The organism is Halomonas sp. M4R1S46 (assembly GCF_025725685.1).
Classification (GTDB): domain Bacteria; phylum Pseudomonadota; class Gammaproteobacteria; order Pseudomonadales; family Halomonadaceae; genus Halomonas.
Window position 1 is genome coordinate 2,638,249 of the sequence record NZ_CP107008.1, and the last position, 13,695, is coordinate 2,651,943.

The following is a 13,695-nucleotide window of genomic DNA, read 5'->3' on the forward strand; positions in this document are numbered from 1 at the left end:
CTCCTGACGGGCGGCGGGACCACGCGGGCCGAAATCGGGGCGCGAGTATAGCGCAGCCGCCCCGTCACGACGAACCCCGCCCTTCGGCGGGGTTCGTCAGCTCCTCGACCGGCTCATGATAGCCTTCGCTGGCACCTGCCATGGGACGCGCCTTTTATGGTCTACTGAAGCACAGATAGGAGTCCGACTTAGGACACATCGAGGCCGCTTGTCAGCCTCGATGACGCGCTGCCAGGGAGACGACATGACCGAGACGACCGAGACGCTGGAACACCGCCTGTCGCGCATTCACCTGGCCCTCGAACAAGAGCACCTGGAGAGGGTCGACGATGTCATCGCCGACCTGGAACCCGCGGAGGTCGCCCTGCTGCTGGAGTCGCTGCCGCCCAGCGAGCGGATCCGGCTCTGGGAGCGCGTCCCCCAGGAAGTCGACGGCGAGGTGCTGCTGCATGTCCATGACGAGGTCCGCAGCACCCTCATCGACGACATGGACCATGCCGAGATCGTCGCGGCCACCTCGGGACTCGACACCACCGACCTCGCCGAGATCTTCGAGGACCTGCCCCAGCAGGTCGCCGAGGACATGCTGCGCTCCATGGACGAGCTGCAGCGCATCCGGCTGCGGGAGACCCTGGCCTTCGAGGAGGACTCGGCCGGGCGCCTGATGCGCACCGACACCATCGCCGTGCGGGCCGACGTCAGCCTGGAGACGGTACAGCGCTTCCTGCGCTGGAGGGAGGCCGTCCCGGACAACACTCACTCGCTGATGGTGGTCGACCGCAACGGCCTGTTCATGGGCGTGCTGTCGCTGGCGAGGCTGGTGGCCAACGACCCCGAGCAGGCAGTGGCCGACCTGATGGACCCGGAGGTGGACAGCATCCAGGTGGCCATGAAGTCACGGGACGTGGCCACTCTCTTCCAGACCCACGACCTGGTCTCGGCACCGGTGGTCGACGACCAGGGTCTGCTGCTCGGCCGCATCGTCATCGATGACATCGTCGACGTGATTCGCGAGCACTCCGAGCAGGCACTGATGAACATGGCGGGCCTCGACGAGGAGGAGGATCTCTTCGCCCCGGTTCTGCCCAGCGCCAAGCGCCGGGCGGTGTGGCTCGGCATCAACCTGCTCACGGCCTTCCTGGCCGCCTGGGTGATCGGGCGCTTCGAGGATGCCCTCGACCAGTTGGTGGCCCTGGCGGTGCTGATGCCGATCGTCGCCAGCATGGGGGGCATCGCCGGCAGCCAGACCCTGACCCTGGCCATCCGTGGCCTGGCGCTGGGTCAGATCAGTCGCACCAACAGCAACTGGCTGCTGCGCAAGGAAGTCGGCATCGCCGCCCTGAATGGCCTGCTGTGGGCCCTGGTGGTGGCCGTCCTGGCGGTGCTCTGGTTCGGCAACCTCGGCATCGGCGTGATCATCGCCGTGGCCCTGGTGATCAACATGCTCGCCGCCGGCGTGGCCGGCATCGTCATCCCGCTGCTGCTCAAGCGGGTGGGCATCGATCCGGCCCTGTCGGGCTCGGTGGTGCTGACCACGGTCACCGACGTGGTGGGCTTCATGTCCTTTCTGGGCCTCGCCACGCTCTTCCTGCTGTAACCCGTCCCCGCCCATACCGGCCACGAACGCGAACCCCCGCCAGATGGCGGGGGTTCGCGTTTCAGGCCCCGCACGGAGCGGGACTCGGGGAGGCCGGAGCGGACTAAGCCTCGCTTTTGCTCTCGGCCAGGTCCACCAGTTCGCGGACCGCGACGGCAAACAGCGGGAAGCCTCCCTGGCTGCCGCCGCCCACCTCGTCGATCAGGCGGCACCAGCGCTGGTGCATGCCCTCATGGAGCGACAGCCAGCGCTCGACGCGCTCGGCGGTGTCGCGAGGCCCATCCTCCATGCCGAGCACGCTGGCCGTCAGCGCGAGCTGCTGGCGCTCGATGTCGTCACGGAAGGTCTCCCGGGCCTTGGCCTGCCAGCTGTCCGCGACATCGAGACGGGTGACCTGCTGCAGGATCCACGGCAGCTCGAGACGCGCGCCGACCTCGTAGAAGATCTCGGCGACCCGCTGGGGCTTGTCGCCGGTCTGCCGGGCGGTGTGGATGATGCCCAGGGCCGCATAGAGGCTGTTGGCCGCGGCCACGGTGCTGGCCAGGGCTTCGGGCACGCCGGCCTCGACCAGCTCGTCGCGGCGCTGCTGCCACTGGGTATGCTCCTCGCCGCGCAGCCGCTTGCCGATGTTCTCCTGCAACTGAGCCAGGCGCGGGGCGAAGTAGTCGATGGCGTCCCGGGTGGTCATGCCGGTGCGCTGACGCAGGAACCAGCGGGTGGCGCGGCGCAGCATGCGCATCAGGTCGAGCATCATCGAGTACTGCACCTGGCTCGGCACCTGGTTGTCCAGCGCCTCGACCTGCTCCCAGGTACGCGCCAGCTGGAAGCTGTCCCGGGCGATGACATAGGCTCGCGCGATGTCCGCCCGGCCGGCGCCGGTGGAGTCGATCAGGCGGCGCACGAAGACCACCCCCATGTGGTCGATCATGTCGTTGGCCACCTGGGTCGCCACGATCTCACGCTTCAGGCGGTGCCCGTACATCTCGTCGCGGTAGCGCTCCACCAGCACCGCGGGGAAGACATGCTCCACGTAACGCATGATGGTCGGGTCATCCGGCACGTCGGAGATGATCAGGTCGCCCTTGAGCACGCTCTTGGCATAGGAGATCAGCACCGCGAGTTCCGGCAGAGTCATGCCCTGGTGGTGATGGGTCCGCTCGAGCAGCTCCTCGTCGCTGGGCAGGAATTCCAGTTCGCGGTCGATCTGGCCGGCGGCCTCCAACTCGCTGATGAAGCGGCGGAAGGGGCCGATGCCCTGCCGGGAGAGCAGCTCGGCGAGGTCCAGGGCCTGGGTCTGGCGATAGTTGTCCCGCAGCACCAGGCCGGAGACCTCCTCGGTCATCTCGGCGAGCAACTGGTTGCGCTGCTTCTCGGTCATGTCGCCCCGAGCCACCACCTCGTCGATGAGGATCTTGATGTTGACCTCGTGGTCGGAGCAGTTGACGCCGCCGGCGTTGTCGATGAAGTCGGTGTTGACGCGTACGCCCTTGGCGGCGGCCTCCATCCGGCCACGCTGGGTCAGGCCGAGGTTGCCGCCCTCGCCGACCACGCGGCAGTTGAGATCCCGCCCGTCGATGCGCAGGGCATCATTGGCCTTGTCGCCGACCTGGGTATCGGTCTCCTCGCTGCTCTTGACGTAGGTACCGATCCCGCCGTTCCAGATCAGGTCGACCCGGGAGACCAGCATGGCGCGAATCAGCTCGTTGGGCGAGAGCCTGTCCTCGCGGATGTCGAAGGCCTGCTTCATCTGCGGCGTGATACGGATCGACTTGGCACTGCGCGGAAAGACGCCGCCGCCCTCGGAGATCAGCGAGGTGTCGTAGTCCTCCCAGCTGGAGCGCGGCATCGCGAACAGGCGCTGGCGTTCGGCGAAGCTGGCGGCGGGGTCCGGGGTGGGGTCGACGAAGATGTGCAGGTGGTTGAAGGCCCCCACCAGGCGGATCCGGTCGGAGAGCAACATGCCGTTACCGAAGACGTCGCCGGCCATGTCGCCGATACCCAGCACGCTGAACTCATCCTGCTGGGTGTTCACGCCGAGGCCACGGAAGTGGCGCTTGACCGACTCCCAGGCGCCCTTGGCAGTGATACCCATCTTCTTGTGGTCATAGCCGTTGGCCCCGCCGGAGGCGAAGGCGTCCCCGAGCCAGTGACCGTACTCGGCGGAGATCTCGTTGGCGATGTCGGAGAAGGTCGCGGTGCCCTTGTCCGCGGCCACGACCAGGTAGATGTCGTTGTCGTCGTGGCGGACCACGTCGCGGGGCGGCACCACCTCGCCCCCCTCGAGGTTGTCGGTGACATCGAGCAGGGCGCGGATGAAGGTCTTGTAGCAGGCGATGGCCTCCTGCTGCAGGGCATCGCGACCGCCCCCCTCCGGCAGGCGCTTGCAGACGAAGCCACCCTTGGCGCCCACCGGCACGATCACCGCGTTCTTGACCTGCTGGGCCTTGACCAGGCCGAGCACCTCGGTACGGAAGTCCTCTTGACGGTCCGACCAGCGCAGCCCCCCGCGGGCCACCTTGCCGCCCCGCAGGTGCACGCCCTCCACCCGCGGCGAGCAGACGAAGATCTCGTAGGCGGGACGCGGCTTGGGCATGCCGGAGACCCGCGAGGGCTCCATCTTGATGGCGATGTAGTCCTTGAAGCGCCCGTCGTCGGCCTTCTGGTAGTAGTTGGTGCGCAGCGTCGCCTGGATCAGTTCCATGTAGCGGCGCAGCAGCTGGTCGTCGTTGAGGCTCGGGACCTCGTCCAGAAGCGCCAGGATGCGCGCCTCGCACTCGGTGATCTCGCTGGGCTCGGGACGGTCGGCGGGATCGAAGCGCAGCTCGAACAGCGTCACCAGCTCCCGGGTGATCTCGGGATGGTTGACCAGGGTGGTGGCGATGTAGTCCTGGGACATGCCGAAGCGGATCTGCTTGAGGTAGCGGGCATAGGCCCGCAGCATCGCCACTTCCCGCCAGTCCAGGTTGGCGCCGATGATCAGCCGGTTGAAGGCATCGTTGTCGGCCTCACCGGTCCAGATGCGCTGGAAGGCGTCGATGAACGGCTCGCGCATCTCCTGGAGGTTCACCTCGACGCTGGTGTGGTGCTCCAGGGTGAAGTCATGGATCCAGTAGGAGCGATCGGTGGCCTGGACCTCGTAGGGGCGCTCGCCGAGCACCCGCAGCCCGAGGTTCTCCATCATCGGCAGCACGTCGGAGAGCGGAATCGGCGCGTCGGCATGGAAGAGCTTGAGGTTGACCCCGCTGCCCTCCTCCTCGATCAACCGGTACAGCGACAGCGCCAGGGACGTGCCGTCGTCGAGCTCGCCGATATGCTGCAGGTCATAGACCGCGGTGCGGGCGCTGAAGTCATCGCGGTAGCTGGCCGGGAAGGCATCGCGGAAGCGGCTCATCAGCAGGTTGGCCTGCTCCTCGCCGAACCCTTCGATGGAGGCGTTGAGCAGGTCGTCGCGCCAGTTACGGGCCAGCTTGACCAGCTTGTCTTCCAGGCGCTTGATGTCGTAGTCCACCGGTCGCTGGTCGTTGAAGCGCAGGATGAACTGGATCCGCGCGAGCACCGACTCCGACAGGTAGGTGTTGAAGTCGCCGAAGGTGGCGTCGAGCTCCTCGCACAGCAGCTCCTGGAGACGCAGGCGCAGCTCGGTGGAGAACACGTCCCGGGGCACGAACACCAGGCAGGAATAGAACTTGCCGAAGCGGTCCTCGCGGATGAACAGCCGGACCCGGCGACGCTCGCGGATATCGAGGATGCCCAGCGCCGTCTGGGTCAGCTCGTCGATGTCGATCTGGAAGAGGTCGTCGCGGGGATAGACCTCGAGGATCTGCAACAGCTGCTTGCCGTTGTGCCCCTTCGGGTTGAAGCCGGAGATCTCCATCACCGACTGGAGCTTGCGCCTCAGGATCGGTACGTTGCGCGGCGACTCGTTGTAGACGGTGGAGGTGAACAGGCCCAGGAAGCGCCGCTCACCGATCACGTTGCCGTGCTCGTCGTAGCGGTCGACGGAGATGTAGTCGGGGTAGGTCGGTCGGTGGATCCGGGCGTGGTGGGCACTCTTGGCGAAGGACAAAAGCTGGGGCACCAGCACGAACTGGTCGCCATCGACGCCCAGGTCGGTGCGGATCCGCTCGCGGTAGCGGGGCTGGTCGAGGCGGAACACGCCGAGCTCACTGCCGGGCACCTTGTCGAGGCGCTGGCGAGTGCCGTCCTCCTGGACCTCGTACTCGTCATAGCCGAGGAAGGTGAAGTTGTCCTCGAGCAGCCAGTTCAGGAAGGCGATGGCCTCGGAATGGTCCTCGGGGTCGACCTGCTCGGGCCGGCTTGCCTCGAGCTCGGCGATGGCCGCCCGGGCCTGCTCGCACATGGGCTCGAAGTCGCGGACGGCGGTGCGCACGTCGCGCAACACTTCCTGCAGGCTGGCCTCGATATCCTCCAGCTCGGCCGGGTCGGAGTGGCGATCCACCTCGATGGCAATCAGCGACTCCCGTGCCGCGGGCGCCCCGGCGTCCTTCGTCCCCGCCACGGCCTTGAGGCAATACGCCTGGTCGCGCTCCACGGCCAGCACGGAATTGTGGATGGCATGCACGGTCATGCCGCGACGGTTGAGTTCCACCCGCACCGAGTCGACCAAAAACGGCATGTCCTCGTGGAGCACGGCGACGAAGGTGTGGGTCGACTGCCAGCCATGCTCCTCGAAGTCCGGGTTGAAGACCCGCACCTTGGGCGCCTCGGGCTCGAGCTGCTGGATGAAGTGCCACACCGACAGGGTCGCCCCATAGAGATCGTCCAGCCGTCGGTCGGCGAGATCCTCCACCGGCACATTGGCGTAGAAGAGCCGAGCGAAGGCGTCGACCGCCGCGGCCTTGTCCTTGTCCAGACGGCTTTGTAGCCGTTCCGTGAGCTGCTTGAGCAGATCCTGACGGGTCTCCTCGTGTGCGACTTGTAGCATCCATCACCTCGACTGCCAGCGGCCGCGAAACGCGGCCGGGATCACTTGACGTTGGGAAACGGGCCTTCCACCCCATGGGTCAAGAGCTTACGTCAATCCCTGCGCCATCCCTAACGACATGCCGCTTTGCTCATGGTGCATGTCTGTTGCGCATCGCGCCTTGACAAGGCCGGTGCAACCCGTCATGACCGTTATCAGTCCCGTTTGGTCAGCAGCACCCCGCACTCGCAGTGGTGGGTCCAGGGAAACTGGTCGAACAGGGCGAACCGTTGCACCTCATGGGTTCGGGTCAGGGTCTCCAGGTTGTGCGCCAATGTCTCCGGGTTGCACGAAATATAGACAATCCGCTCGTACTCACTGAGTTGGCGGCAGCTGGCATCGTCCAGCCCGGCCCGGGGCGGATCCACCAGCACCGTGGAGAAATCGTAGTCGTCGAGGCCCATCTCCGCGACTCGCCGCCCGCCCTTCTCGCCGCGAAGGGCCTGGGCGAACTCCTCGGCGGACATGCGACCCACCTCGGCATTGGCGATGCCGTTGGCCGCCAGGTTCTCCCTGGCGCTGGCCACCGAGGTCCGCGAGATCTCGGTGGCCAGCACCCGGCGGAAGTTCTCGGCCAGTGCGACGGTGAAGTTGCCGTTGCCGCAATACAGCTCCACCAGGTCGCGGTCACCGCTGCCGGCGGTGACGTCCCGCGCCCAGGACAGCATGGACCGGCAGATCTCGGCGTTGGGCTGGGTGAAGCTGTTCTCCACCTGCTGGTAGGCGAACTCGCGACCGTCGACGGCCAGGCGCTCCCACACGTGGTCCCGGGTCAGCACCCGACGCTGCTTGCGGGCCCGACCGATGATCATGATGTCCAGCGCCCGCTCCAGGGCACGCGCCTCGGCCTCCCAGGCCTCGTCGAGCTGGCGATGATAGATCAGGGTGACCAGCGCCTCGCCGGACAGGGTGGTGAGGAACTCGACCTGGAAGAGCCGGTGGCGCAGCACGGGCGTGTCGCGCAGGGCCTCGCGCAGCCGAGGCATCAAGGTGTTGATGCGTCGGCTGGCCACCGGGAAGTCGTCCAACCTGACCACCGTCTTCTGCTTGGGGTCCGCCGGGTCGACCTCGAACATCGCATAGAAGAGGTCATCGCCTTCGTGCCACAGGCGGAACTCGCAGCGCTGCCGGTAGTGGCTGGCCGGCGAAGGATAGACCTCCAGCGGCGGGGGCGAGAAGCGGGCGAAGTCCGCGGTCAAGCGCTCGCGCTTGGCCGCGAGCTGGTCGTCATAGCGGTCGGGATCGACAACGGGGATGGCCACGGCGGCTCCTGAATGGTGATCGAAAGGAAAAGGCAAGGGAACGTGGCCCGAGGCGCTCAGGCCAGGGCGAGCCGGCGACTGTCGACGAAGCCGAAGCCGGCGAGCCCGCGCGCCAGGGCCGGCGACGGCGCGGTCATCCAGCCGACCTCCCGCGCCGGGCGGCGCTGGGGGTCGACGACGACCTGCCCGGTGCGCCGGGCGATGGCATCGCCGGAATCCACCCAGCGCAGCGGCCGGGGAGCGGCCTCGGCGAGCCGGTCCCGCAGCAGCGGGAAGTGAGTGCACCCCAGCACCAGGGTATCGAGGTCGGGCAGTGCCTCGAGCGGCGCCAGCACGCGTCGCAGCCGGGCGAGGTCGGGTGTCTCGCCGAGCACCAGGCGCTCGGCCTCGCCCACCAGGGGGTCGGCGGCGAGGCGTGTGACGCGGCAATCCCGGGCGAAGTCCTCGATCAGCCGCAGGGTGTAGGGGCGCGCCACGGTGGCACTGGTCGCCAGCAGGCCGATATGGCGGCTCTCGCTCAGCCCCGCGGCCGGCTTGATCGCCGGCACGGTCCCCACCACCGGCACCGACAGGCTGGCGCGCAGCGCCTCGAGGGCCAGGGTGCTGGCGGTATTGCAGGCCACCACCAGGCCGCTGCAGCCACTGGCGGCCACCGCCGCCCGGCAGACCCTCAGGATGCGGGCCACCAGCCAGTCGTCCTCGCGGACGCCATAAGGCAGCATGGCGTTGTCACAGGCATAGGCAAGGGCCACCTCCGGCAGCCGTCGGCGCAGCGCCGCGACCACCGAGAGCCCGCCCACTCCGGAATCGAAGACCAGGATCGGCCCCGCCATCAGCCCATCCCCGACAGGCCGGTCGCCCACCACCGCGGCGCCCGGCAGGGCACGGTCGGCAAGGCAATGGCAAGGGAGGTGTCCGGCATAGTGTCAGGCCCCGTCACAGGATGCGGGGCATTCTACCTCAGCCGGGCGCGGACTCGAAGGTGCATGGCGTCATCCGACGCCCGGACGGTCCCGCCGAACCGCCCGGGGCGATGGCGTGGTCCGTCGGGTGGGATGGCACCCCTCAGGTCGCGGGCTCGGGCGCGTCACGCAGTTCGGCGTAGAGTTCCGGGTAGGCTTCCTGCAGGCGCTCCAGCTTCTCGGCGGCACCCTCGGGCAAGGACTCGGCGAGGGTCTCGAGGTCGCCGTCCTGGAAATATTCACCGATCATCGGGAAGAGCAGCTCCCGCTCGTCGCGCAGGTAGGCGCGGTGCGCCTCCACGTAGTCCCTGAGATCGTCGGCGAAGCGGTCCATGGGGATCACCGCATCCATCAGGATCATGTCGAGGTCATCGGACAGGCGCTTGAGCTGGGCCTTGAGCGCCCGATAATCCTTAGCAAGCCGCGCGGTCACCGCCTCGGATTCGGGGGCCACCTGCTTCAGCCGCTCGGTGCAGACCTTCTCCAGGGGCTGGGTGAACCCTTCCTGGTAGTCGAGAATGTAGTCCACGACTTCGCGTACCAGCTGGAAATTCGGCCGTTCACCGGCCGCCAGGGTCTTCTGCTTGAGCTGCAGAACGTGCAATATGCGGGCCATATTGGCATGATCCTGGCGCAGTTGATTCAGCATGGGCATTGCGGAGGCCTCCTCTGTAATCAGGCACATGGACGCAAGGCACCTAGAATTCGACTCGCCTTGTCCCGAGGGGTTCCCGGTGATGCGCGATGGCGTTATCAAGCTAGCCTGCCAGCGGGATGTTTGCCCGCCGTCCATGGTCGAAAGTCCAGATTGGACGTATCCACTCTAGCAGCCGTCAGCGGAGGAGTCAGAAATGGACCTGTTCCAGCAGGCCACGTCCGAGGAGACCGCGCCCCTGGCCTGGCGCATGCGACCGCGCCGGCTCGCCGACTATGTCGGCCAGCAGGCCCTGGTAGGGCCCGGCAAGCCACTACGCCGCATGGCCGAGAGCGGGCTGGTGCGCTCGATGATCCTGTGGGGGCCGCCGGGGACCGGCAAGACCACCCTGGCGGAGATCCTCGCCGAGGAGTCCGGCGCCCACCTCGAGCGGCTGTCGGCGGTGATGGCCGGCGTGAAGGACATCCGCGCCGCGGTGGACCGCGCCCGGACCGCCCAGGGGCAGGGACGCGGCACCCTGCTGTTCCTCGACGAGATCCACCGGCTCAACAAGAGCCAGCAGGATGCCCTGCTGCCCCATGTGGAATCCGGCCTGCTGACGCTGATCGGCGCCACCACCGAGAACCCCTCCTTCGAGGTCAACTCTGCCCTGCTGTCCCGGGCCCGGGTCCACGTGCTCAAGGCGCTGTCGGAGGACGAGCTGATCCGGGTACTGCACCAGGCCCTCGCCGACGCATCCCATGGCCTGGGCGCTCGGCGCATCGCCGTGGACGACGAGGTGCTGGCCCTGCTGGCCCGGGCCGCGGCGGGGGACGCGCGCCGTGCCCTGGGGCTGCTGGAGACCGCCTGCGACTTCACCATCCCGGAAGGCGACGGCGAGCGCTTGCCCCGCGAGGCCCTGGAGGACGTCATCGGCCATCAGGCCAGCGCCTTCGACAAGCAGGGCGACCACTACTACGATCTGCTCTCGGCCGTCCACAAGTCGGTGCGCTCCTCGCGCCCCGATGCCGCCCTGCTCTACATCGCCCGCTTCCTCCAGGGCGGCGGCGACCCGCTGGACGTGATCCGCCGGCTGACCGCCATCGCCTCCGAGGACGTGGGCAACGCCGATCCCAAGGCGCTGCCGCTGGCCATGGCGGCCTGGGACGCCTATCTGCGCCTGGGCGACTACGAGGGCCAGCGCGCCATCGCCCACGCCGCCATCCATCTGGCCGTGGCCCCCAAGAGCAATGCCGTGGACCAGGCCTGGAACCGCGCCAAGGCCTTCGTCGCCGCCCAGCCGCGCCTCGAGGTGCCCACCTACCTGCGCAACGCCCCCACCAAGCTGATGGAATCGCTGGGCCACGGCGACGGCTACCGCTACGCCCACAACGAGCCCCACGGTTACCCCGCGGGCAGCGCCCACGACTGCTGGCCCGAGGACGTGCCCCACGAACGCTTCTACCGGCCCACGGCGAACGGCCAGGAGAAACGCTATGGCCAGATGCTGGAGTGGCGTGCCGAGCTCGACGCGGCCGCCGATCGGGAGACGCGCTGAGTCATCGCGGATCGCCCAGGAACGCTCGTGCCCGGGCGTCGTCGACATAGGCCACGTTGAGGCGAATCCAGGGCGAGTCGTTCGCCTCGGGCAGGAAGACGTCCCCGGGAGACAACCGGATGCCCCGGCGCCCCGCGCCGGCGACCAGTTCCCGGGACGAGGCGACCGCCGGGTGGCGCAGCCACAGGGACATGCCGCCCCGGGGCATGGCGTACGGCTCCCAGCCACCTTCACGGGCTAGTTCGAGGGCGGTGCTCATGCGGCGTGACAGACGCGGCCGCAGCCTGTCCACCAGCCGACGATAGCTGCCGTTGCGCAGCAGCGTCGCCACCACCTGCTCGGCGAAAGGCGAGCTGGCGATATTGCTGAGCATCTTCACGTCGACCAGCGGCCTGACGAGCGCCGGCGGCGCGGCGATGAAACCGACGCGCAGCGAGCAGGAGAGGGTCTTGGAGAAACTGCCCACGTAGAGGACTCGCCGGAGGCCATCCAGCGCGGCCAGCCGCGGGGTGGCCGTCTGCTGGAAATCGGCGTAGATGTCGTCCTCGACGATCCACAGGTCGTGTCGCTCGGCCAGCGCCAGCACCCGCCGGGCAACTTCCGGGGACAGGGTCGTGCCCGTGGGGTTGTGCAGGACGCTATGGCAGAAGAACAGCCGGGGGAGTGGCGCTCGAGCAACGCCTCGAGATGCGCCGGGTCCGGGCCCTCCTCGGTCCGGCGCACGCCGACGACGTTGACCCGGTGGAGATGCAGCAGCCCGAACAGGTTGTAGTAGCCGGGGGATTCGACCAGCACGGTGTCTCCCGGGCGCAGCATCCAGCGCACGATGACGTCGAGCGCCTGACTGCCGCCTCCGGTGGTCAGCAGCTGGTTGGCGTCAACCTCGATGGCCAGGCCACGTAGGCGCTCCTGCACCAGGACACGCAGCTCCGGCGAGCCCAGCGGCGTGCCGTACTCGAACAGGCCCGTCGACGACTGCCGCGTCACCTGGCGCAGGGCATGGGCGAAGGCCTCCTCGTTGCGCCAGGCGGTGGGCAGCCAGCCACAGCCCAGTCGCAGGCTTTCGCCCTCGGGCTGGAACAGATGCCACATCTCATCGGACACGTCCGCCATGCCCGAACGCGCCTCCCGCTCCGTCGCATCGACGGCCCCGTCGGCCACGTAGAACCCCGAACCGGGACGCGAGACGATCCAGCCCAGCGCGACGAGGCGCTCGTAGGCCTCGATGACCATGTTGCGGCTGACGCCCTGGGTCGCGGCGAGGCGGCGGATCGACGGCAGTCGTTCGCCGGGGGCGCCGTGCCGTTCGATCCACCGTCGGATGCCGTCGGTCAGTTGCTCGACCCGGGGCCGCTCCGCGAGCGGATCGATCTTCACCTCGTTCGCGTGCGCCTGCCCGCCTATCCGGCCGGCAGCGCGGCGTTCGGCGTGGCAATCCTGCTGGCCTGGGCCACGGTCGGTCTGGTCATCGCCCTCCTGCCCGACGTACTGGACCGACACGGCCTCTCGGCCTGGTCCGGCTTCGCGACTCTCGGCATCTGCAGCGGCGGCGTCCTCTTCCAACCCCTGGCCCGCCGCCTGGTCCCGGCGACCTCGGTGCGCCTTGGCCTGGTCATCCTGCCACTGGCCTACGCGCTGATCGCCTGGGGCGCCCTCGAGGGGCACCTGGCCGGCGTGCTGCTGGGCGCGCTGGGAGCCAGCAGCGCCTGCTACGGGTTCATCTACCTGGGCGGCCTGAGCGGCGTCCTGGATACGGCCGGCGACCGGCCTGCCCGCGCCAGCGCCGGCTTCTTCCTGATGGCCTACCTCGGCTTCAGTGTGCCAGTCGTCGTCATCGGCGCTCTGATGGAGCACCTCGGCCAGGCCGACGCCCTGGCCCTCTTCGGCCTGGCACTGCTCGGCGCCAGCCTGCAGGTGAACGGCTGGCTGTGGCGACGGTCGCCTCACTCGCTCGACGCGGCCTGAACGACATCGCCCCCGGGGAGGCCTCCCCGGGGGCGATCAGGGTCGCCGGGTGTTCCCGCTTATCGGGATTCGCGGATCACGTCGGTGCCCTCGGGCAGGTCCACGCGGAAGCGTCCATCGGGCACCTCGACGTTCTGCTGCACGTCATCGAACTCGATGGCGGTGCGCTGGCCGGTGCTATCGGTCATCTGCAGGAAGCCCAGCCGCTCGCCGTAGAAGGTCAGCTGGAGCTCCTCGAACAGGGTGTCGGAACTCTTCGGCAGCAGGGTGAAGGTCTCCGCCGCGCCCTGCTGGCTGCGCGACACCTCGTAGCTCTCGGTGAGCTCGTCGGCACTGCCGGAGAGCAGCAGCGCCGGGGTATGGGTGACCCGCTCGTCCAGCGCCTGGACCGTGGCCTGCTGCAGGTCCGGGTCATAGAGGGTCACCTGCTCGCCGTCGGACACCACGATCTGCTCGTAGGGTGCCTCCACCTCCCAGCGGAACCGCCCGGGGCGGGACAGCCACATCTGTCCGCTGGCCTCCTGGAGGCGCTGGCCGCTGCTGTCGAGGATCTGCTGGTCGAAGTCGGCGACGTAGGTTTGCACCGGCTCCAGCATCCGGGCCAGCCGGTCGGCGCCTTCGCTGGCCAGCGCCGAGGCCGGGGCCAGCGCCGCCAGGGCCAGGGCGGCAAGGGTCGTCTTCACTGTCATTTTGCTGTCTCCCTGAGCGGGTCCATGGTCGCGTCCTGTGTCTC

9 protein-coding genes and 1 pseudogene are annotated in these 13,695 nt (G+C 68.3%); 3 read left to right on the forward strand and 7 right to left on the reverse strand.

The window, feature by feature from the left end:
- Window positions 1–244 precede the first annotated feature (244 nt).
- Window positions 245–1,597 (forward strand): magnesium transporter, encoded by a 1,353-nt coding sequence (gene mgtE, locus OCT48_RS12410; protein WP_263589452.1) that lies wholly within the window; start codon window positions 245–247, stop codon window positions 1,595–1,597.
- Between the two features lie 103 nt (window positions 1,598–1,700).
- Here the strand turns inward: mgtE and OCT48_RS12415 are convergent, their stop codons facing one another.
- The 4 genes from OCT48_RS12415 to OCT48_RS12430 all read right to left on the reverse strand — a co-directional run bounded on the left by OCT48_RS12415 (window position 1,701) and on the right by OCT48_RS12430 (window position 9,454).
- Window positions 1,701–6,542 (reverse strand): NAD-glutamate dehydrogenase, encoded by a 4,842-nt coding sequence (locus OCT48_RS12415; RefSeq protein WP_263589453.1) that lies wholly within the window; start codon window positions 6,540–6,542, stop codon window positions 1,701–1,703.
- Window positions 6,543–6,736: 194 nt separating this feature from the next.
- On the reverse strand, window positions 6,737–7,843 hold the full coding sequence (trmA, locus tag OCT48_RS12420) for a tRNA (uridine(54)-C5)-methyltransferase TrmA (RefSeq protein ID WP_263589454.1): 1,107 nt from the start codon (window positions 7,841–7,843) through the stop codon (window positions 6,737–6,739).
- 56 nt (window positions 7,844–7,899) lie between these two features.
- On the reverse strand, window positions 7,900–8,676 hold the full coding sequence (gene murI / locus OCT48_RS12425) for a glutamate racemase (RefSeq protein ID WP_263589455.1): 777 nt from the start codon (window positions 8,674–8,676) through the stop codon (window positions 7,900–7,902).
- Window positions 8,677–8,908: 232 nt separating this feature from the next.
- On the reverse strand, window positions 8,909–9,454 hold the full coding sequence (locus OCT48_RS12430; protein WP_263592618.1) for a hemerythrin domain-containing protein: 546 nt from the start codon (window positions 9,452–9,454) through the stop codon (window positions 8,909–8,911).
- Between the two features lie 202 nt (window positions 9,455–9,656).
- Here OCT48_RS12430 and OCT48_RS12435 point away from each other — a divergent pair, with 202 nt between their 5' ends.
- Window positions 9,657–10,997, forward strand: coding sequence for a replication-associated recombination protein A (locus OCT48_RS12435; protein WP_263589456.1), 1,341 nt, complete (start codon window positions 9,657–9,659; stop codon window positions 10,995–10,997).
- 1 nt (window position 10,998) lies between these two features.
- On the opposite strand, the gene OCT48_RS19605 is transcribed toward OCT48_RS12435, so the two are convergent.
- Together OCT48_RS19605 and OCT48_RS19610 are read right to left on the reverse strand one after the other, a co-directional pair.
- Window positions 10,999–11,817 (reverse strand): PLP-dependent aminotransferase family protein, encoded by an 819-nt coding sequence (locus tag OCT48_RS19605; protein WP_412031047.1) that lies wholly within the window; start codon window positions 11,815–11,817, stop codon window positions 10,999–11,001.
- A pseudogene (locus tag OCT48_RS19610) lies at window positions 11,712–12,497 on the reverse strand (PLP-dependent aminotransferase family protein); the annotation flags it as partial. The pseudogene OCT48_RS19610 and the gene OCT48_RS19605, both read right to left, overlap by 106 nt.
- On the opposite strand from OCT48_RS19610, the gene OCT48_RS12445 reads away from it, so the two are divergent.
- Window positions 12,426–12,962, forward strand: coding sequence for a hypothetical protein (locus tag OCT48_RS12445; RefSeq protein ID WP_318152497.1), 537 nt, complete (start codon window positions 12,426–12,428; stop codon window positions 12,960–12,962). The pseudogene OCT48_RS19610 and the gene OCT48_RS12445 sit on opposite strands and share 72 nt — an antisense overlap.
- 59 nt (window positions 12,963–13,021) lie before the next feature.
- Here the strand turns inward: OCT48_RS12445 and lolA are convergent, their stop codons facing one another.
- Window positions 13,022–13,651, reverse strand: a complete 630-nt coding sequence (gene lolA / locus OCT48_RS12450) for an outer membrane lipoprotein chaperone LolA (RefSeq protein WP_263589457.1) — start codon at window positions 13,649–13,651, stop codon at window positions 13,022–13,024.
- Window positions 13,652–13,695: the final 44 nt, after the last annotated feature.